General features: G+C 57.0%; 17 protein-coding genes. 5 read left to right on the top strand and 12 right to left on the bottom strand.

From position 1 onward, the window contains the following. Window positions 1-15: 15 nt before the first annotated feature. On the top strand, window positions 16-621 hold the full coding sequence (locus tag ABD742_RS02790; protein WP_234748886.1) for a YdcF family protein: 606 nt from the start codon (window positions 16-18) through the stop codon (window positions 619-621). Between the two features lie 54 nt (window positions 622-675). Here the strand turns inward: ABD742_RS02790 and ABD742_RS02785 are convergent, their stop codons facing one another. Genes ABD742_RS02785 through ABD742_RS02775 form a run of 3 tightly spaced genes read right to left on the bottom strand, consistent with a single transcriptional unit; the run spans window position 676 to window position 4,465 of the window. Continuing rightward, a complete protein-coding gene (locus ABD742_RS02785) occupies window positions 676-2,106 on the bottom strand; it encodes a dihydrolipoamide acetyltransferase family protein (RefSeq protein ID WP_234748885.1) in 1,431 nt (476 codons plus the stop codon). A gap of 2 nt (window positions 2,107-2,108) precedes the next feature. Then, on the bottom strand, window positions 2,109-3,236 hold the full coding sequence (locus ABD742_RS02780) for an alpha-ketoacid dehydrogenase subunit beta (RefSeq protein WP_234748884.1): 1,128 nt from the start codon (window positions 3,234-3,236) through the stop codon (window positions 2,109-2,111). Next, window positions 3,233-4,465: a thiamine pyrophosphate-dependent dehydrogenase E1 component subunit alpha gene (locus ABD742_RS02775; RefSeq protein ID WP_234748883.1), complete on the bottom strand. Its 1,233-nt coding sequence runs from the start codon at window positions 4,463-4,465 to the stop codon at window positions 3,233-3,235. Before ABD742_RS02775 ends, ABD742_RS02780 begins: the two co-directional genes overlap by 4 nt. Window positions 4,466-4,636: 171 nt before the next feature. On the opposite strand from ABD742_RS02775, the gene ABD742_RS02770 reads away from it, so the two are divergent. Further along, on the top strand, window positions 4,637-5,101 hold the full coding sequence (locus ABD742_RS02770) for an Lrp/AsnC family transcriptional regulator (RefSeq protein ID WP_234748882.1): 465 nt from the start codon (window positions 4,637-4,639) through the stop codon (window positions 5,099-5,101). A gap of 21 nt (window positions 5,102-5,122) precedes the next feature. Here ABD742_RS02770 and galE read toward each other — a convergent pair whose 3' ends face one another. The 9 genes from galE to ABD742_RS02725 form a co-directional block, all read right to left on the bottom strand. Continuing rightward, on the bottom strand, window positions 5,123-6,151 hold the full coding sequence (gene galE, locus ABD742_RS02765) for a UDP-glucose 4-epimerase GalE (protein ID WP_234748881.1): 1,029 nt from the start codon (window positions 6,149-6,151) through the stop codon (window positions 5,123-5,125). 88 nt (window positions 6,152-6,239) lie between these two features. After that, a complete protein-coding gene (locus ABD742_RS02760) occupies window positions 6,240-7,526 on the bottom strand; it encodes a hypothetical protein (protein WP_234748880.1) in 1,287 nt (428 codons plus the stop codon). A gap of 14 nt (window positions 7,527-7,540) precedes the next feature. Then, window positions 7,541-8,563, bottom strand: coding sequence for a hypothetical protein (locus tag ABD742_RS02755; protein WP_234748879.1), 1,023 nt, complete (start codon window positions 8,561-8,563; stop codon window positions 7,541-7,543). Between the two features lie 175 nt (window positions 8,564-8,738). After that, window positions 8,739-9,800, bottom strand: coding sequence for a polysaccharide pyruvyl transferase family protein (locus ABD742_RS02750; protein ID WP_234748878.1), 1,062 nt, complete (start codon window positions 9,798-9,800; stop codon window positions 8,739-8,741). Further along, window positions 9,734-10,783 carry a glycosyltransferase gene (locus ABD742_RS02745; RefSeq protein ID WP_308193815.1) on the bottom strand — a complete coding sequence of 350 codons (1,050 nt, stop codon included), beginning with the start codon at window positions 10,781-10,783 and terminating at the stop codon, window positions 9,734-9,736. Before ABD742_RS02745 ends, ABD742_RS02750 begins: the two co-directional genes overlap by 67 nt. Window positions 10,784-10,803: 20 nt before the next feature. Continuing rightward, window positions 10,804-11,529, bottom strand: coding sequence for a glycosyltransferase (locus ABD742_RS02740; protein ID WP_234748876.1), 726 nt, complete (start codon window positions 11,527-11,529; stop codon window positions 10,804-10,806). Between the two features lie 485 nt (window positions 11,530-12,014). Further along, window positions 12,015-12,728 carry a glycosyltransferase family 4 protein gene (locus tag ABD742_RS02735; RefSeq protein ID WP_344787128.1) on the bottom strand — a complete coding sequence of 238 codons (714 nt, stop codon included), beginning with the start codon at window positions 12,726-12,728 and terminating at the stop codon, window positions 12,015-12,017. A gap of 338 nt (window positions 12,729-13,066) precedes the next feature. Next, window positions 13,067-13,909 carry a glycosyltransferase gene (locus ABD742_RS02730; protein WP_234748874.1) on the bottom strand — a complete coding sequence of 281 codons (843 nt, stop codon included), beginning with the start codon at window positions 13,907-13,909 and terminating at the stop codon, window positions 13,067-13,069. Window positions 13,910-14,119: 210 nt separating this feature from the next. Continuing rightward, the gene (locus ABD742_RS02725) at window positions 14,120-15,616 is read right to left on the bottom strand and encodes a tyrosine-protein kinase domain-containing protein (RefSeq protein WP_425547579.1); all 1,497 of its coding nucleotides are present in this window, start codon (window positions 15,614-15,616) and stop codon (window positions 14,120-14,122) included. 588 nt (window positions 15,617-16,204) lie between these two features. Between ABD742_RS02725 and ABD742_RS02720 the strand changes: the two genes are divergently transcribed. The 3 genes from ABD742_RS02720 to ABD742_RS02710 all read left to right on the top strand — a co-directional run bounded on the left by ABD742_RS02720 (window position 16,205) and on the right by ABD742_RS02710 (window position 20,362). Further along, window positions 16,205-17,650 (top strand): sugar transferase, encoded by a 1,446-nt coding sequence (locus ABD742_RS02720; protein WP_234748872.1) that lies wholly within the window; start codon window positions 16,205-16,207, stop codon window positions 17,648-17,650. A gap of 27 nt (window positions 17,651-17,677) precedes the next feature. Beyond that, a complete protein-coding gene (locus ABD742_RS02715; protein ID WP_234748871.1) occupies window positions 17,678-19,564 on the top strand; it encodes a DUF4012 domain-containing protein in 1,887 nt (628 codons plus the stop codon). 186 nt (window positions 19,565-19,750) lie between these two features. After that, window positions 19,751-20,362, top strand: a complete 612-nt coding sequence (locus ABD742_RS02710) for an LPXTG cell wall anchor domain-containing protein (protein ID WP_234748870.1) — start codon at window positions 19,751-19,753, stop codon at window positions 20,360-20,362. Window positions 20,363-20,655 lie beyond the last annotated feature (293 nt).

Raw genomic sequence — 20,655 nt, 5'->3', positions numbered from 1 at the left:
TGCTTAGAGGACGGTATGACCCTTCTCCGCGATCACGAAACTCAGGCCAAACCACCTACCCGAAAGAAGCGTCTGTTCTTTCGGTCGTTTGCTGTCATTGCAGCCTTGGCGATCGTTTGGGCCGTTGCCGGAATCTTTCTATACGTAGCCCCGCCCGCTGACGAACCGCAGCACGCTGATGTGCTGTTCGTGCTGGGGCCGCCCGATCAACGCATCAGTTATGCCGAACAGCTGATGCAGCAGGGATATGCGCCCACACTTGCGGTTTCAAGTCCAATAGATCAATACGGCAGATTCGAAGCGAGCATTTGTGGGGATCACCGGTCTTACCGGGTCATCTGCTTCAAGCCCTATCCTTTCACTACACAGGGCGAAGCAAGGGCGCTAAAAGACGTCTCGGACCAGTATGGCTGGAAGAGCGCGAACGTCCTGACGGCTCAGTTCCATGTGACCAGGGCCCGAGTGATCGTAGGTCGCTGCTACTCAGGGGATCTGCACATGGTCGCCGACCGGATGGACTTGCCGCTCTTCTCTTTGACCGACCCAACCTATTCGTGGGCATACCAGTACCTCTATCAGACGGCTGCCTTCGTCAAGGTCGCGATCCACCCTGACTGCTGAACGTCAACATCGATAAGTAGGGCCGCCAAAGTGGCCCTACTTATGTGGGCCCCCTTACAAATCCACCAGCACCGTCCCTGGGTTCTCGATCGCGTCTGCAACGTACCGCAGGAACCCCGCAGCCGTTTCGCCATCACAAACCCGGTGATCAAAGGCGAGCGTCAGCTCGGTGACTTTGCGGACGGCGAGCTGCCCGTCCACTACCCAAGGCTTGTCGATGATGCGGCCCACGCCGAGCATTGCCACCTCGGGGTAGTTGATGATCGCGGCGGAACCGTCGACGCCGAACACGCCGTAGTTGTTCAGGGTGAAGGTGCCGCTGGCCAGCTCGGTCGGGGTTGCTTTGCCGTCGCGTGCAACGGCGGTGAGCCGGCGGATTTCGGTATCGAGTTCGCGTGCGTTCAACAGGTGGGCGTTGCGGACTGAAGGAACCACGAGTCCGCGGTCCGTCTGTGCGGCGAAGCCAAGGTTGATGCCGTCGAAAGCGATGATCTCTTGCATTTCACCGCCGGCCGCATCCTCAGCCGTGACGAACCGGGTGTTCAGCTCGGGGAATTTTTTTAACCCAGCTGTGACAAAACGTGCGATGAACGCGAGCAGCCCCGGAGCGCCATGCGGATCGCGCTTCTTGAGTTCTGCACGCATCTCCAGGAGGGCGGTGGCGTCAACGTCTACCCAGACAGTTGCTTCCGGGATCTCGGAACGGCTGCGGGTCATATTCGCCGCAACAGCCTTCCGTATCCCGCGGACCGGAGTGCGCGAAGCCACCGTCAAGCCGGTACGGGCATCCTGGACTCCCGTGGAAGACTGGACAACGGCCGGTGCCTCAACCGGCGCGGCCTCGCGCGTGGTCCCGCCGATGGCGGCCTCAATGTCGCGACGCAGGATGAGCCCGCTCTCCCCCGACCCGGGCACGGCGTCCAGCGAGACCCCATGGTCGCGGGCCATTTTCCGCACCAAGGGGGAAATCACGGCAGAGAGCTTCCCTGGAATCCGCGTGCGGGACAACGAGAGTTCGGCAAAGTCGGGCTCCGAGGTCACCGCAACGGCAGAACCAGCAGACGTCTTCCGCGGCCGAGTGCGGCGAGCCTCGCCACCTCCGGATGTGCCGTAGCCAATGAGGACGTTCCCGGATCCGGCTTTCTCTTCGGTCCGGTAGCTCTCGGCAGCTGAGGAAGCAGCGGGCGCCTCGGGGACCTTTTCTTCCACAGCCTCGGGTTTAGCCGCAAGCGAAGCACCAACCGGAGCCACTGAGATCAGCGGCTTCCCGACGTCGAGCGTCTGACCGGCCTCGCCGTGGAGCACGGCGACGATGCCCGCGTACGGCGAAGGCACCTCCACCATGGACTTGGCTGTTTCAACCTCGGCGATAGGCTGGTCGACGCGGATCTCGTCGCCGACGGCCACAAGCCAGTTGACGAGTTCAGCCTCAGTGAGGCCCTCGCCCAGATCCGGAAGCAGGAACACCTGCATTTCTGCGCTCATGGTCAGTTCTCCCATTGAAGGTCGTCAACGGCGTCGAGGATGCGGTCGACGCTTGGCAAGTAGTAGTGCTCCAGCTTCGGAGCCGGGTACGGGACGTCGAATCCGGTCACGCGGCGGATGGGTGCGGCCAAGTAGTGGAAGCAACGTTCCTGTACCCGGGCCACAATCTCGGAGGATACGGAGGCGAATCCGTGAGCCTCAGCGATAACAACCGCTCGGCCGGTCTTGCGCACGGAGGCGCAGACGGTTTCGTCGTCGAAGGGCACGATCGAACGGACATCGATCACTTCAAGGGAGCGGCCCTCTTCAGCGGCCGCAGCCGCGGCGGCAAGTGCGGTCGGGACCGAGGGTCCGTAGGCGATGAGCGTTGCATCAGTGCCGGGACGCGCGACGGCGGCGCGCCCCTCGCTGCTGGATCCTGTCGCAGCGTTCGTGGCGTGTTCGGCCCGCAGTGCGCCCAGGTCCACCTGGTCCTTGGACCAGTAGAGCTTCTTGGGTTCCATGAACATGACGGGATCGTCGGAATCGATGGCCTCGCGGAGCATGCGGTAGCCGTCCGCTACGGTCGCTGGCGTGAAGACCTTCAGACCTGCAGTGTGGGCGTAGTAGGACTCGGACGAGTCGCAGTGGTGCTCTACACCGCCGATCCCGCCGGCATATGGGACGCGGATTACCATGGGCAGCTTCACGGCACCCTTGGTCCGGTTGTGCATCTTGGCGACGTGGCTGACGATCTGTTCGAAGGCAGGGTACGCGAATGCGTCGAACTGCATCTCAATCACGGGACGCATTCCATTCATGGCCATGCCGACGGCCATGCCCACGATGCCGGACTCGGCCAACGGGGTGTCGAAGCATCGCTGTTCTCCGAACCTGGCCATGAGGCCGTCGGTGATCCGGAAGACGCCACCCAGGCGGCCAACGTCTTCACCGAATACCAGAACGGAAGAATCGGCCTCCATGGCGTCCGCCATCGCGGTGTTGAGCGCCTTGGCCATGGTGACCGTCTGCGGACCGGAAGCTTCAGCGACTGCTGCTGCGCTGGCTGCCGCACTGGCGGTGGCGGAGCTGACGTCACCGGTTGCGGCGTGCTCGGTGGCCTCAGAGGATGTGGTGACGGCGGGGCTCATTTGCCTGCCTCCTTCCGGCTGGATGCCTCACGGGCGAGTTCGTCGGCGAGCAGGGCGGACTGCTCCTTCAGTTGCGGAGTGGGTGTGGAGAAGACGTAACGGAAGAGGTTCTGCGGATCTACCGGGACGTCCTCACCCAGGCCTTCGCGAAGCTGCGACGCAATGGCTTCGGCCTTTGCTGCGATCCGGGTGGAACCGTCGTCGTCGAGCAGTCCACGATCGGTGAGGTACGCCGTCATGCGGCTGATGGGGTCCTTGCCGGTCCACTCGGCCACTTCGCTGTCCTCGCGGTAGCGGGTGGCGTCGTCGGCGTTGGTGTGGGCCTGCATGCGGTACGTGTGGGCCTCGATCAGGAGCGGCCCCGAGCCTTCGCGGGCCAATTTGACGGCGCGGTCCAGCACTGCGAGCAACGCGACCAGGTCATTGCCGTCAACGCGCTCACCGGCCATGCCGTAGCCAACCGCCTTGTGCGCCAGCGACGGTGCCACGGACTGTTGGCTCAGAGGCACCGAAATCGCGTACTTGTTGTTCTGTACGAAGAAGATGACAGGCAGGTGGAAGACCGCTGCGAAGTTCAGGGCTTCGTGGAAGTCCCCTTCGCTGGTGGCACCGTCGCCGCACATTGCCAACACCACGGTGTCCTCGCCGCGCAGTTTGGCGGCATGGGCAACTCCGACGGCGTGCAGCAGCTGGGTGGTCAGCGGCGTGCACTGGATACCCACCTTGTGCTTGGTGGGGTCGTAGCCGCTGTGCCAGTCACCGCGGAAGATGGTCATGGTCTCCACCGGGTCGACTCCCCTGGACATAACCGCTACGGCGTCACGGTAGGTGGGGAACAGCCAGTCGCCTTCGCTGAGGCACAGAGCCGCGGCCACCTGGCACGCCTCCTGGCCGTGGCTGGACGGGTAAACAGCCATGCGGCCCTGCCGGACCAGGGCGGAGTTCTGGTCATTGACACGGCGCCCGACGACGAGTTGTTCGTAAGCCGCCATGAGTTCGGCATCGCCGGGGATCGGATATTCGTGGCCGGGCTCCGTGCCCTGCTCGGCTTCAGGCTTGAGCACGCCAGAGGGATCCACCATCTGAATCTGGTGGCGGGCGGGCAGCATGTAGTCTTCGACGCTGATGCCGAACTTGCGCCGCACTTCGGAAGCTTGGTCGTTTGCCTCTGTGTCGTCCGGCCGAGCGTCAGCCAGACCCTGGGCCTCATGGTCCGCGGAGATCGTCATTGGTCCGTCCTTCTGTATCCACTATTTGTCACCAGTATGTTCCCTCGAGAAGTTTCGTATCCAGCCCTGGCCAGAATCATGGAAAAGCTTGCTAGAAACCTTTAGTCTGGAAGACAGATTGCAAATGTGAGCTGGATAACGGACCCACACTGTGGACGAATTGGAGGTGCAATGGCCGAGGTCGAAGCGGATCAGGCAGAGGTTCCTCTTGACCAAGTGGACAGGGACATCATTGCCGAACTGACGCGGGACGGCCGGATGTCGGTGACGCAGGTGGCGGAGAATGTCCACATCAGCCGGGCGCACGCGTACTCGAGAATTTCACGGCTGACAGGCGAAGGCGTGCTCACTAAGTTCACCGCGCTGGTGGACCCCATCAAGGCCGGCCTGAAGTCATCAGCCTACGTCACGCTCAAGGTGCAACAGCATTCCTGGCGCGAGCTCCGTGAAGAGCTTCGGCTCATCCCAGAAGTACAGCACATTGCTTTGGTGGGAGGCGATTTCGACGTCATCCTACTGGTCCGCGCCACCGACAACATTCACTTGCGCAGGGTCATTTTCGACCAGCTGCAGTCGATGCCAGGGGTGCAGGACACGCAGACGTTTTTGGTGTTCGAGGATCTGGATACGCGGTAGGACGTCAGTGTCCTCTGGGGGCTACGGAGTCCCTAGAGCCTCCGAATAACCCATCGGATTAGACTTTTGCCACCGCCAATGGTCATGGCACATCTGGGCAAGGTCGCGGTCGGCGGACCACCCTAAATCCGCCAACGCCGCAGAGGGATCAGCGTAACTGACAGCCGCGTCGCCCGGCCGCCTATCCACGAATTCATGGGGTATAGCGCATCCCGCAGCCTCACTGAACTTCTGAATTACTTCAAGCACAGACGAGCCGCGGCCAGTACCTAAGTTCCAGCGGAAAATGCCGGTAGCAGAATTCAGGAATTGCAGGGCAGCAAGATGGCCCTCAGCAAGATCCATGACGTGGATGTAGTCACGAACACCCGTACCGTCCGGTGTCGGGTAGTCCTTACCGAACACCCTCACTTTTTCGTGACGGCCGACGGCCACCTGAGCCACGAATGGCACGAGATTGTTGGGAACCCCTTGTGGATCCTCGCCGATACGCCCCGACTCGTGGGCGCCAGCCGGATTGAAGTAGCGAAGGAGCGCCACGCTCCATCTTCGGTCGGAAGCCGTCAGATCGGTCAAAATATCCTCGATCTGCTGTTTCGTACGCCCATATGGATTCGTTGCATTTATCGGCGCCTCTTCCAACAACGGCATGTCACTCGAAGCCCCGTATACGGTGGCCGAAGAGCTAAACACCAAAGTCCGAACAGCAGCGTTTTCCATCGCGTCCAATAGGTTGAGCGTTCCCACGACGTTATTCCGGTAGTACATCAATGGATTCTGGACCGACTCGCCGACTGCCTTGAGTCCAGCGAAATGCACGACGGCGTCGAATGCAGCCTCGCCGAGAACCCTTTCGATGGCATCAGGGTCGAGGAGATCCCCGCGACGGAAGTCAATCGATCGACCCGCCAGATCTTGCACACGATCCAATGATGCGGCACTAGAGTTCACCAGGTTGTCAAAGACCACCACCTCGTGCCCCGCCCGAAGCAGGCAATATGTTGTGTGTGAACCGATGTAGCCAGCGCCCCCAGTAACCAAAACCTTCATGGCATGATGATACGCCTAATCGAAAACAAACCTGGTTCAGGCCGGTGAACAAGTCGCGACAGCATTATGAACGCAAACGGCACGGACATTAGCTCACCACACTATCTGCTGATCCGGCCTCCTCGCCGAGGAGTATTGAAGTAATCTGTCCACCCCTTTTCCCGGCCGCCAAGAACATCAGGTGGAGAGCTAAAAGCACACCATTTGCAAGCACCAACGCAAACGCAATCCCGGCAACGCCCATCGCGGGAACCGAAAAGACAGCAATTCCTACCAAAAAGAAGACCCTCACGACCGAAGAAAAAAGAAGTACACCAGTCCTCTTTTGAACCAAAACTATCGTGCCCGTGACCTGCAGCAAAGCTCCAATTGCAAACGACAACGCGAGGAGGATGCCGCCTTCGAAGGAAAGCTGGTATCCGGCTGGAGTAATCCAACTGACAATCACCAACCCGATCACTCCGAAGGTCGGCCAGATTACCATCACAGGCGAGATAAACCACAGCGAACGCTTCCAACCAGCAGTTCCTTGGAGCGAATATCTGTTCATTGAATATTGGCCCAATGCTATGTTCAGGCTACCCAGCGCCAGCATTGGCCTCTTAATAAGCTGATAGTCTGCGGCCGTCTGAAGGCCACCCAACCCAGTTAGAAGTGTGTCCACCGCAGTCCCGCACGCATTAACGGCTTGATAAGCACACAGCGCGCCAAGATGAGTCCATTTGTCCGATATGTAAATCAATCTGAATTCATCGCTAACCGCCAGCGATATCGATGACCGATCAATAATGTCACGAACAATAAAAGGAATCGCCGAAAAAAGAGATGCGCAACCACTAATGAGCAGCAACTCATCAGAAGTAAAGTCGACGGGGATCACCCAGACCGCGGCTGCCGCTAAACAATAGACAATACAATTTACTACTTGCAACCGCAACAGCGACCCGGGAGTCGGATCGAAGATCCTGGCGCTCAGACAGAAGGAGTATGCTCCCTGACCAACCAAAATTGTGAACAAACCCAACCCAAGGCTGGGGGAAAAATTGAACGCGATTGCGCCTATGGGTACGGCAACAATAAGCAGTATCAGCAAACGCCCGCGGTTCGTGTAATTAACACCCCGACTGACGTCTTCAGCATAACTCGCCAATTCCGATCGAACTTGAGCGATCCGCTGCGCAGAAACACCATCGATAAATTGCAAAATGACCGCCACGCAACTCGCCCAGAGTGCAAACCCGCCAACAGCCGCTGGGGGAGAGTTGAAAGAAAAGCAGACAAATAACAGATATGTTGATCCGGTCGATAGAAGTATGCCGGTAACGTAGGATGCTGCACCCGACACCCCAGATCGCTTAGGTGCATTGGTGGACAAATGCCTCATTCTGTTTACCGCCGACCTGTAGTGGACAACGATTGGGTTCGCAATCCAGTTTGAGACTTGGAAAGGTTTACTTCGAGCCCAAGTATGAGCAAGATGATAATTGAGGTTGAAAGCAGGGTTCCATTTGGATAGCCAAGCCAGAGCGGCACTTCCGTAAAACACTGCAGAATCAGCACGAACCACATGACAAACGGGCGTCTATCCCGTGTCGAGGCCGCCCAGAACCCTAGAACAGCCAATATGCCCAGAGTCAGGCCGGCAAGGGGCAGGCCGCCGGTCGAAAAATCCATGATGAATTGATTATGCGCATGGAACCACTGCACAAACTTACCCGCACCTAGGGAATCAAACAAACCTATACCTAGTCCAGAAACCACAGGAATCTGAAGCCCGAGTACCCACTCCCACGCCGCCGCCCGCCCAGTCAGCAGAGCCGGGTCTAAGCGCGGGCCCAGCATGACAACCGCCAACGCTGGAACAAATAAGGAGGCAAGACCAACAACCCAAGCAATTCTGCGCGCGAGCAGAGACCGCAAGGACCAGGCTGCGAGTCCGAGCGCGGCAGCGACCAGTGACGTTAGTGAAACCGCCGACGCAATCACCGCGACCGAAAGCACCACATCAACTTTCTTCCATCGAGAGTTCCCAATTGCAAGCAACAGGGCAATCACTGCAACCATACCTGTAATATTTGGGTGTCCGTAGACGCCTCTCAGCCTTCCATCAAGAAGGAACAAACTTCGCTCATCAACGGAGAGCGCATTTGCCCCACCCAAAAGAGTGAGAAGGCTACCCATGAGCCCGGCACGCAATATTCCACCTATAAATTGAGGAGAGAAGAACTGGGCGCAAAAAATCATTGCAATTAGAGCTACGTGCGCGAGTACCCACTGAGCGTTCTGGCCCGGATAGCTCACGTCGGGGCTTACAAAAGGCAAAAGGGACTCTGTCGCCAGGGCCAGTACTACGAACCACGGCCGCCTATGAGGGACGAGGCCTTCGCTCCAGGCTGTAACAAAAGCAGCCATGAGAAGCACGATACCCGCGACGAATACGGCTATGGTGACTGTCGACAGAGAAGCCACCTGGGGGAATGACACCATGAACCCTGGGACGCAAATTGAGGTACTAACCAGCACCATGCCGGCTCTCGCAAGCTTCTCTGGAACGGAACGTCTGGGTGCCGAATTTACGGAATCATGCTCAAGAATCATTTGCCGACAGCACTCCGACCTCAGTAAGTCCTACCAGCCCTCGCTGCCGCACCCTATCCAGAATGGACAGGTCCGCCGACACTGGTGCGCCAAGATTCGTTGGCTCGCGTGTGAGCCCCATACTAGGAATACCCAGTTCCGCCGTAACACCGAACTTATGATGATAAGCGAGAGCTAGCGTCGGATTACCAATGACCGCCCCCAAAATTGCCGCGTGTAGGCGGCCAGCATAAACCGCCTTAGCGTTGCTAAAGAGAGCGGTCGCTTCATCCATTGATTTGAGACGAACGACCTTTGCCGGCAAATGAGACCAATATGAACTATCGCTGATCGAACCACGAACCTCGTCAAATTCTGCAAACACGATCCGATTTTCCCGACGGACATCTTCAGCAAGGTTCCGGACATAGTCCAAGTACCAACGCTCTGTCATCCATGGCCTCGAGGCAACCCAGTGGGAAGAATATGATGGGAACGAAAAGATTACATAATCACTCTGGCTCCCTGAGTAGGAGGGGTCTCCATAGAATCGTTTGTCTAAGAGTGCAACATCGCAGCCGAGAATCGCTGAATGGCCGTTAGGGATATGCTCGAGATCCGTGGATGTTCTGACACTGATTCTTCCGGAAAGTTTCCCGAAGAAGTGATCGATGTCGCTCTGATGACGTTTCGTCGAGTTCAAGAACGGCCCAATTCCAAGTCCTACACCCAAGACCTCCTTAATCGGCCCATTCAGGTGGCGCACCCAGTTTCGTATGGTCTTGGACTCCGGTCGGTCGCCAGCAATCCATCCGCCACCCCAAAAAACCAACTTCCCTTTAGCCATATGCTGGTCCTCCCGAACAAGCCGGTGTCTTCCGAGCCAAAGTGGATTCATGCTACGTACTTCTCTAACCCCAACAGGATTGTCAAAGTACTGCCTGCTAACTTCACCTATCCAATCGTCCCCAAGGTTGCCATAATTATTCCAGGAATAACACTGAGTCAACGGGCGTCCTTTGAGCGAAATTTTCGTGATGTTCTCAGGGTGCCCGAGTATATAGATTCCCACTGACTTGCAATATTTTCTGGATCCCGATCCGCCAATATTTGATGAGTCTTCCGCGATGCCAACTTGTATTTCGTAGCTAGCCCAGGTTCGGAAATGATCTGCGCCAATATTTCGACCAGCTCAGGTTCATTTCGGAAAATACCAGCATGATCTCCCAAAACTCGCACGTGCCCAGGAATATCGCTGGCTAAAACTGGCAGTTCGCGCTGTATTGCCTCAATAAGGGTCAATGGCTCGCCCTCAAATGCGCTCGCTGTCACAAAAATATCCGTGCTCCGGACCGAAGCCCATGGATCACTTTGATGTCCCGTGAACGTAGCATCTATCCCTAGGCGCACGGAAGCCTCCTGAAGTGGTTCGAGGGCATAGCCCGCCCCTACAATGACTATTCCGTGACGCCAGCCAGCCTGCTTAGCCGCAGTCAGTACGGCATCAATCCTCTTACTCTCGATGAGACGACCGATAAGGACTAGCCTCGGACCATCGCCTTGAGTGACTCTAAGAGCTTCGGATGTGCCGATGGGGTTGAAGATCACGGGGTCTCTGCCATCTGGAGGATCGGATTGAAAGCAATCGACGAACACGGCTCCGAACGCCTTTAGCAGAGGAGAAACAAGGTGACCCAAAAGCGCCCTCCTACCCGACCAAGACCCCATCGAGTGATTAGTAACTACCAAGCCGAAGCGCTGTCCAGGCGTGAGAATCCGGGTGAGTAAGCCCACTATCTCAGGCGCCTCACAATGAAGATGAAGCACGTCCGGCCGGTGTTGCCGCACAAGTCGGGCCAAATTGAGTGAGGCCACTACCAAGCGCCGGACCCCGGAAAGTCGGGTACTGGTGAGAGTCCTATCAGGATCATCTTCTTCGCCCGGCCAGGCAGGATCAATCGCGTACCGGGTGAGTGCGATGCCGCGACTCGCCAGTGGATCCACCATGCGGCCGACGCTCCGCTCAGCACCGCCACCTTCCAACCGAATTAGCACTCCGAATATTTTGACGACGCTCACCCCTCTGTCACGCTATCCATCGAATTGAGGACAAGAGCTACCTTCTTAGCCCAAGTCTGTGTGTACGCAAATGAGATGGCACTGTTCACTGCGGCTTTGTATGCATCAGAATCGGTGGTGAAGGCGACGGCTAGGTCGGCAAGCTTCTCCTGAAGTTCCGAAGAAGACCCAAACCTCCGAGGCCCGAAAGCAACCGATTCCGGGACCTGACTCGCGACTCCTTGATGGCGAAGACAGAGAGTCGGGACACCACGCGCGGCCGCCTCTAGCACAGCAGGACAAGACGAATCACGCATGCTTGTAAATAGTAAAAAATGACTACTGTCATAGAAGTCAAAGGTCTGATTCCACGGAATTCGTCCAACAAAATGGACTGAGCTCAAGATCCCCAGCTCACGAGCCTTCGCCAGGAGGTACTCGCGTTCCGGACCATCTCCGATCATTGTCAAGATAGCGGGAACTCCGCGGGAAATTAGTTCAGCTACCACTCCGAGGGCTATGTCCGGGCGTTTTGAAGCAACCATCCGTCCAAGCCAGACAAGACGAAGAGGACCCTCAGGCACCCTGTCAGACGACTCCACAATGAAGTTCGAATCGATGCCGTCCGCAAGCATCGGTCGAACCACATCAATTCCAAGCGACCGCACGAACTTCTCAGTTGCAGTGTTTGTGGCCAGTGATAAGGACGGTTTCCGGCCGACTGAAAAATCAACCCTCCTCATCCACCACCCCAACGGGAAGGTCAAAGTCCGAAAGAATTCATGAACGAAACTCCGCCGCAGGAGACCGGAAAACCTAGGCAACTGCCCTCCGCCAAGCGGCCCCCAGATGGTCGGGATTTGCTCCCTTACCCTCGTTAAGGGCGGCCGCAGTCGCACTGAACCCCAGCTGACATGGTGAACAGATGTGATCGCGTCTGCGTTAACAGTCAGCCAATTCGCGCAGGCAGTAGTCCATCGTCTAAAATCTCGCGAACGCAAAATGAAATCGACTGGAGACTGAGGGATTCTTGCGTGGACCGATTCGCCCAAGTACTCGACTCGGATCCCGGCCTCTCGCCAGGTCTCTCCTGGAGTGTCAGCATCAGCCGGGCGGCTTGCTAGGACCGTTACATCATGGCCCGCAGCAACATAAGCGCGTGCCCAATTCCATGCCAATCCCGCCTCAGTTCCTGCGCCTGGCACCGCCTCGAAAGCAGTCAGAACGATCATTTGTGCCTCTCGAGATGGGATAACAGTGGCCCTAGGTTTTGCTGCCAAGAGGGTGCGATGAAGGCGCGAGCTCCATACTTGGAAACTCCAGCGAGCCACGCATCCACTTCGGACACTGCAAGATTCTCTCGATATTCAAGAACCATCGAATCGTCGCAATCAATCCCATTCATTGCCTCATTGGTAGCAATGACCGGAATGCCGAATGACAACGGCTCAAGCACTTTGTTCTTGACACCTGCCCCGGAAGATACAAAAGCAAGCGCTGCACTCACTCCTGAATAGGCAGTCGTAATGTCGTCAACCCATCCAATAACGTTTATCGATTCGTGGACCTGAATATCATCAACAAGATTCGGACCAACTATGTTCAGCCCAGACATATCCTTTTGCGTGAGGCATTGCATGTACCAACGAATGGTCTCTTGGAGCATTTGACGATTGGGGGGATAGGCCCAATCCCCAACGACGACCAGCGGTCCGATTGGATTCCATTTCCCTTTGCCGGTAAATTCAAAAATGGGGGCTCCGTTGGGAATCACAAATCTCGCTACCGCAGGTGAAATATAGTCCTCATCCGCCGACAAGTCCCGTTTAGAAATGTAAGAAACCGAATCGGCGAGATTGCTTACAAATTTTAGCGCCGCCTTAGCGGCCAGTAGCTTAAGGCGCCTAACGACGACGGCGCGGACCGTAGATCCAGAACCCAAACCCACGCTGCTCAGTTGGATCCAACTATCACAAACGTCAACATGAATCGGGCCACTAAAGGTGGTCCTAACTCTCCTTATACAGGCGACCGCAGTCGCCAAGCCCTCAATTACTATCGCGTCACAGGATCGAATCTCATCACCTAATACGGATCCGTCAGCGGTCCTTCTACCCTGCACGCTCAACAGCTCAAGTAGGGCGAAGGACCTCCGTCGAAGTATGACTGAAATGAAATTTACGCCGTCCGATCTAAATGCTGACTCAAATCCCCGACGACGGACTAATGCGCCCAGGGCAAACGTTTCCTCAAAGCCCTGGCAAATCCAAAGTAAGTTCATCATTCTCCCAAAAGAAGATCCGCACATCGAGCAATACCTCGGTCTCGAAGTATCGATCGCGCCGCCGACCAATAGCCACCAGCAGCAGCCTGAATCGAAGAAATGGAACGGGCTACCGCCTCTGAAATCTGGTTCTCATCCGTATCAGGAATCCAGCCAGCGCGGAGCTCGCCCAGCATGAAGTCGGAGGGGCCGTGACTCGCAGTTGAGATAACGGGGACCCCATTTATAAGAGCTTCAAGGTGCGCTAGCCCAAGTGATTCCGCGGCTGAGGTACTCAGAAAGATATCAATATCCCCCCAAATGGCATCCGCACTGGCATTCTTTCGGATCTCAATATTCTCGAAACTCGCGAGCAAATCAATGATTCCATGCTCCTCCACCGAAGTCGGCTCCGGAACAATCATGATTCCGTGGACGCCAAGTTCTTGCGTCGCTCTGGCAAACAGGTCGAGTCTCTTGATCGGATCAAGTCGCGAAACGGTCCCAAAAACCAAGCCACCAGGTCGGTTCAACGACAAGCTGTCCAAATCAACATGGGTAGTCCGGCACGCCTTCTTGGGCCCTAGCGGAAGAACCGTTGGCCTTTTTTTCAAACCACTTTCGATCGCATACTGAGCAACCGGCTGGCTTACAACGAAGGTCGGAATATTCATTAGGTCAAGCAACGAAACTCGACTTTTACTGAATTGCCATTGACCATGCCCGACGAAAAGCCTCTTACGAGGACCATCGAATAATAGAGATTGCCAGACTGATCGAAAATCATTAGCAATCAGAAGATCGCAAACTACGCTGCTTCGACGTTTGACAATCTTCTCTGGTGCGATGTGCTGTGCCAACGCACTATTAGGCTCGACTCGCCACACTACTTCAATTCCGCGCGATTCGAATTCGTCGCCAAGATCACGAAGGAAAGTCTCGCCACCGCCCCAAATCAGTTCCCGTGTGGATAAACAGATTCTCAATCGTCCCCCGTAGTCTCAAAGAATTGCGCTGCCTAAGCCCTGAAGTCGGATATACAAAATTGGAACACTGCTGACTACTGCGCGTCACTCATTGAGGGCGCGTCGAACGCGTTCCTTAGGAAATCTCTTTCTCGTACTATCCATTGAGTCCGCATCGACGACGAGGTTTTCAATGGTCCCATTCACGCCAAATCGTAACTCCTCCGGATCCGGGTTTGTACTGCCTTCATACTCCAGCATTTCGAAATTCTCATCAAACAACTGCTTCTTCGAAGCTTTTTTTGCGCCGTTAGTTGTATATGAATACGTGTATGAGTCGGGTCCTTTTGACGGGAGCTTGTTCATCACGATGCCGAGGATATTCGCTTCAACCAGCTTGAGCGCCGTCAAAGACCTCTCGAGCTCATTGCGCCTGGTTGTTCCCGTGCCTACGACCACGATCGTGCCCCCCACATGCTGGGCCAGGACTGTCGCATCGGTGACTGGGAGAATAGGTGGTGTATCAATGACGACGACGTCAAACGTGTCTTCCAATCGGCTAACAAGCGATTTCATGTCGATAGAACCCAAAAGTTCGCTTGGATTCGGGGGCATTTGGCCCGAAGTTAGTACGAACAGATTGTCTTCACCCCAGGGCTGCAGGAGGTCATTCACGTCTGCCAGCCCGATCAGAGCTGTTGTGAGGCCGGCGTTACGATCCAGCCCCATGTATTCATTGATCCTAGGGCGTCGAAGATCGGCGTCAATAAGACAAACGCTTTGCCCGCCCTGAGCGAGAGAGATAGCAAGGTTTGCCGCCGTGTGGCTTTTTCCCTCGCCAGGAATTGACGACGTCACCATAATTGTTTTGGAATGACCGGAAACATTCGCGAATCGAAGGTTAGTTCGGAGCTGCCGGAATGACTCTGCCCGCGGACTCTGTGGCCCATCTCGAGTCACCAGCGGTGATTTTGCAGCTCCTGGATCCTGTGCTATTCCGCCTAACAGCGGGCTCTCCGTTACTTGTCGCAGGTCGACTTCGCCCCGAATCCGACTGTCGAATGTCGAACGGAGTACCGCCGCCGCCAAACCAATTGCTAGCCCCACGGCTAGACCTATTAGTAGGTTTAGCCGAGTATTGGGAGTCGTTGGACTGCCAGGTACGGTCGCTGGGGTAATGATCGAAAGACTTACAGGAGAGGCCCCCCCGGTCTTAGGCTTTTCCAACGTGTCAACGGCCCGAACCAAGCTCTTTGCGATCGCTTCAGCTATCGCTGCGGCCTGCGCTGGCGACTCATCGGCAACTGAAATGTCAATTAGGACTGTATTGACATCGTTTTTTGCCGTAACACGCTTAGCGAGTTGCTCGGATGTTGTAGTAAGTCCAAGCGAATCAATCGCTGGCTGCAGGACTACTGGCGACTGGACTGTCTTCACATAGGACTGCACTCGAGCTTGGCTAAAAGAGTTGCCCTGCTGAAGTTCTTGAACTGAACCCGAATTTTGAATGGCGACAAACAGTTCGGTATTGGCGTAGTAGGTCGGAACGATCAGAACGGAAGCGCCACCCCCAACTAACACCCCCAACAGGGTTGTAGCCACGATGAGGACCCAGTTGCGGCGTACGATCCGAAGATAGTCGTGAAGATCCAAGACTTGCGTCCCCCTGTGTTGGCGGTCGACCGAGTTGGCACGCCGCAAGAACAAACTGCTAGATTCGAGTTGATTGTACCGGCTTCAAGGGTGATCCTTGGTTCCTTTGACCAGGGGCAGCGCGGTCGAAATCGGCGGAACTTGGCTGCCTGTAGGTGACGCGGGGTGATCGTGGTGACAAGCACTGTTCCGCTGATTGGTTCAAATGGAAGCTTGTACTGGCTGCCCGGAGCGTTCTTCTGCACCAGCGACAACCGCTGACTGTCGGGGTAAGGAGCGGGCAATCGTCGTTCATCATGATGTCGCCCGCGAAAAATTCTGTCTCGCCTTGGGGAAACTCCCGGCCAACTGGGTTGAGTGTGGTTGGTCCTCTGCGTCATTCACGAACCCAGAATTGAGGGGTATCGCGTCCATCGTCGCTACTGGTTCGGCCACTTCACGGATTAATTGGATCCGAAATATTCCTGTTAGCCGTGGCCCAAATGTATTGTTGGTCGGGGTTTCCTCTGGCGACTCGAACAACAACTTTATTTGGGGATGAACTTAGTGGAAACTAGGTCTGATTGGCGCGTGCGGACCTCCCGCACGCTTAGGATCGTTGACGGTTTTGTGATTGTTTGGGCCGTGGCTGGTGCCTACTGCATCAGGTTCGGACTGGACTCAAGCTTTACGATTTCCGGACAGGATTCAAGCTACGTTTGGCTGTCGATGCTCTTGGCCATGACCTGGTGGCTCATGCTTGGCGCATGGAGTACTAGACAGAGCCGGATCCTCGGCTCAGGCCCCGACGAGTATAAGCGCGTAGCGGCTGCGTCCCTTTGGCTGTTCGGATTTGTTGCCATCTTTTCCTACCTGTTTCGCGTCGAAACCGCCCGGGGATACGTCGGGATCGCCCTACCGGCAGGACTTGGGGGCCTGCTGCTGGCACGCTGGCTCCTTCGCCAGCATCTGAGCGTCCATCGGCAAAAGGGACGACGCATGTCCCGGCTCATGCTGCTTGGTGGTCCCAGTGCAATAGTCCATCTGGCCGCAACGCTGGTCCGCGAGAAGCACGCGGGCTACATGCCCGTTGCGGCGTACACACCCGGTGACTCGTCTCTCTCGCACGAGTTGACCAGCATCGGGTTGCCGGTGCTCGGCCATGAATCGGAAACGCATGCAATTCTTGACGCCATTGAGCGATGCGAAGCCGATGCCGTCGCGGTGACAGCCGGGGTACAACTGCACCCGACAACCATACGCCAGCTCGGATGGGAATTGGCAGACCGCAACATCGGGCTCATAATGGCCCCGGCCCTGACTGACATCGCGGGACCCCGCATTCACACACAACAAGTTGCTGGGCTGCCGCTTATCCACGTCACCACTCCGACGCTCGAGGCCGGGCAGCGCGTTGCCAAACGGCTGTTCGACCTCGTCGTTGCCGCGGGGCTGATAGGGCTGCTTTCCCCCCTATTGGCGGTCATCGCCCTGCTCGTCAAACTGGACAGTCCTGGGCCCGTCCTATTCCGGCAGGAACGGGTCGGGTTTGAAGGCTCTCATTTCAAGATGATCAAATTCCGTTCCATGGTGGTCGATGCAGAGGCAAGGCTCTCTGAGCTCACTCACCGGAATGAAGGCCACGGGCTTCTCTTCAAGATCAGGAACGATCCGCGCATTACTCGAATAGGTGGCTTCCTCCGCAGGTACAGTCTGGATGAGCTTCCTCAACTGTTCAACGTCCTAGTCGGCTCCATGAGCCTTGTAGGCCCCCGACCTCCTTTGCCGAAGGAAGTGGAGGTTTACGAACAGGATGTTCGCCGGCGACTTCTAGTCAAGCCAGGGGTGACAGGACTCTGGCAGGTTAGCGGCAGATCCAATCTTTCCTGGCAGGACTCTGTACGTCTGGATCTCTACTACGTGGAAAACTGGTCTTTGGCCGGGGACCTCATCATTTTGCTCCGCACGGCCCGTGCCGTCCTCGGCAGCCATGGCGCTTACTAACCAGCGCGGACTCGGAAGGCCATAACTATGACCGACAATAAACAATCAAAGGCCATCCCGGACGAACCCGAGTTGTCCCCGCCGGCACGCGACCGCCCTCCCCGCAGCGGCCGTCGGCGGGTACTCACTGTGAGCATTTGCACAGCGGCCCTTCTGCTGTTCGGTGGAGCGGCTGTCCTTTGGCTCGGAGCGAAGGCCTCCACGATCAAGACAGAGCTCGAGGCAGCCACCCAGTTGGTTCCCAAACTCAAGGAGAGCTTGCTGCAGAACCGTCCTGATGAGGCGTCTTCGGCCGTAGACCAGCTACGTAGCCATACCGCGGCCGCGCGCGAAGCCGCGTCCGATCCTCTCTGGTCTCTGGCCTCTGCGACCCCATGGCTGGGCGCAAACTTCTCCGCCACCGCAGAGATTGCACGCTCAGCAGACGACGTCGCGACGCTAGGTGTGTCTCCTTTAGTCAAGGTGTACGACTCTGTGGACTGGAACAAGCTGATGCCCAGCGTCAGCGGCACTGACCTGGAACCGATCCGGAACGCGGCTCCAGCCGTTGCATCCGCCGCACACGCCGTCCGCGTCTCGGCCGACCGCCTCAACGGTATCGACGAAAGCAGCCTCCTCCCACAGATTTCCGGGCCCCTAACGCAGGCGCGCCAACAACTCAACTCCGTCGTTGACGAGCTGAACACTGCGTCCGACGCGGCCAGCGTTGCCCCGGCGATGTTGGGGTCCGACAAGCCTCGGCACTACCTGCTACTCGTCCAGAACAACGCCGAAGCCCGCGCTACCGGCGGGATTCCCGGGGCCCTGGCGGTGCTGACCGCGGACAAAGGCAAAATCAGCCTTTCAACCGAGAGCAGCGCCAACGAACTTGGAGTGTTCGATCCTCCCGTGTCCGTTGACCCCGAACAGCAACGCATCTACACCGACCGGCTCGGTACTTTCATGCAGGACGTCAACTTCACCCCGGATTTCCCTACTTCCGCGACCACAGCACTGAAAATGTGGGAACAGAAAAAGGGTGAACAGCTGGACGGAGCCATTTCGATAGACCCGGTAGCGCTTGGCTACATACTTGACGCCACAGGACCCGTTAGCCTCCAAGATCCGCAAATGCTTGTGCTTGCTCAAGGGAAACTGCCTGCCCAACTCTCCGGCAATAACGTAGTAAAAACGCTGCTCTCCGACGTCTACGCCCAAATTAAGGATCCGAAGGCGCAAGACGCCTACTTTGCGATGGTGGCCAAGGAAATCTTCGGGGCTCTGTCTTCCGGTAAAGGCGAGGCGAAGAGCCTGCTTGCCGGAGTCGGGAAAGGCGTAGACGAGCACAGGGTTCTGCTCTGGTCCGCGGACACGGCAGAACAGTCGGTTCTCGCGAAGTACACGCTCAGCGGCTCCATTTCTGGCCCCAGCGTGCCGGCGGCTCAATTCGGCGCCTACTTCAATGACGGCACGGGCGCAAAAATGGACTACTACGTGAAACGCAGCGTTCAGCTCATCCAACAATGCACGGCTGTGGATGGTTACGGGACCATCAAGGTGCGCATCACGAGCACCAATACTGCACCCGCTGACGCGGCGACCTCATTACCGGCCTATGTTACGGGGGCCGGAGCCTTTGGCGTGCCGCCCGGCACGGCCCAAAGCAATGTGATTGCCTACGGTCCCGCCCAGGCCAATGTTGAAACCGCAACACAGGATGGGAAGAACGTTGCTTTTGGTGCTCAGCGCCACGACGACCGGCCAGTTGGCACACTCTCCGTCCGCCTGGCACCGGGACAAAGCAGCACCGTGGAATTCACCTTCGGAAAAATCGTGCAGCATAGCCAGCCCGAAGTGGTTGTCACGCCAACCGTCGAATCCGTCGACAAGGTGGTTCTCCCCACCAAATCGGAAACCTGTGGCGCCGCAGGCTAAACGGCAGGTTAACCCTTTGTAACGAGTTTGGATTTACTTTGCAGTAAGCACCCTTAGGATGATACCTTCTCTCTTGGGTAGGTCTCAGATTTCAGTTCACGTGTTCGTGGTGGATGAAATCACATCATCACAATGAATTACGTATCAGGTCTCAAGCACGTACCAAAGGTCTCAGGGGGACAAAAATTGAAGAAATCACTTGCAGTGCTCGCGCTTGCGGGCACCATCGCTCTTGGCGCTTCGGCACCAGCCATGGCCGTAAATTACCCGGCACCGTCCCCGGGAACCGTCTCTAGCGGAACCGTGACTGTGGGCGGATTCGTTACGTTCTCCGGAACCGGCTTCACGCCCGGCGAAACTATCACCATCACCATTACCTTCACCGCTGCTCCTCAGGGCGCGGCAGCACCCGGCACGAGCAATGGCATCGCCATGGCAGTACCAGGCGCTCTTCACCTGGCACCCACCACGGTGACCGCTGTTGCCAACAGCTCCGGCGCTTTCTCCACCAACGTCTCACTGAGCGCGGCAGGAACGTACCAACTGACCGCCGTCGGCGCAACGTCCGGCCACTCTGTAACCGCAACTGTGGTTGCTGCAGGAGTCAGCGGCGCGGGTCTTGCAAACACCGGCGGCACAGGACTGGCCAACACCGGTGGTACCGGTTTGGCTAACACCGGTGTTGACTCCAGCCTGATTCTGTGGGGCCTGGTTGGCGCTGGCGCGCTCGTGGCTGGCACGGCCTCTGTAGTGGTGGCTCGCCGCCGCGCAAAGAACGAAACCGCAGCAACAGCCTAAACGCTAACAAAAGGAGGGGTTGTTTCCGGTGATCCGGAAACAACCCCTCCTTGTTTGCGCGTACGGTAATTTATGAACATGGGGAGACATTGGCGACGCCGCAAGAGGCTGAGCTTCAGAGTGGGGTTGCGTGCGATTCCACGAATTCCAGCCATTCCGAGTCAGGCGTGGCCCGTCATTTTTCTGATCCTGCTGGCCGTGGTTTCCTTCGGCGTGGCTGCCTTCGCCCTGCTGCGGCACACGTGATTATGACTCTCGTGTTAACTTGAAAAACACAGGTGTCACGCGCGCCT

This window comes from Arthrobacter ramosus, from assembly GCF_039535095.1.
Classification (GTDB): Bacteria; Actinomycetota; Actinomycetes; order Actinomycetales; family Micrococcaceae; genus Arthrobacter; species Arthrobacter ramosus.
This window is presented reverse-complemented; position numbering and strand designations above follow the sequence as displayed.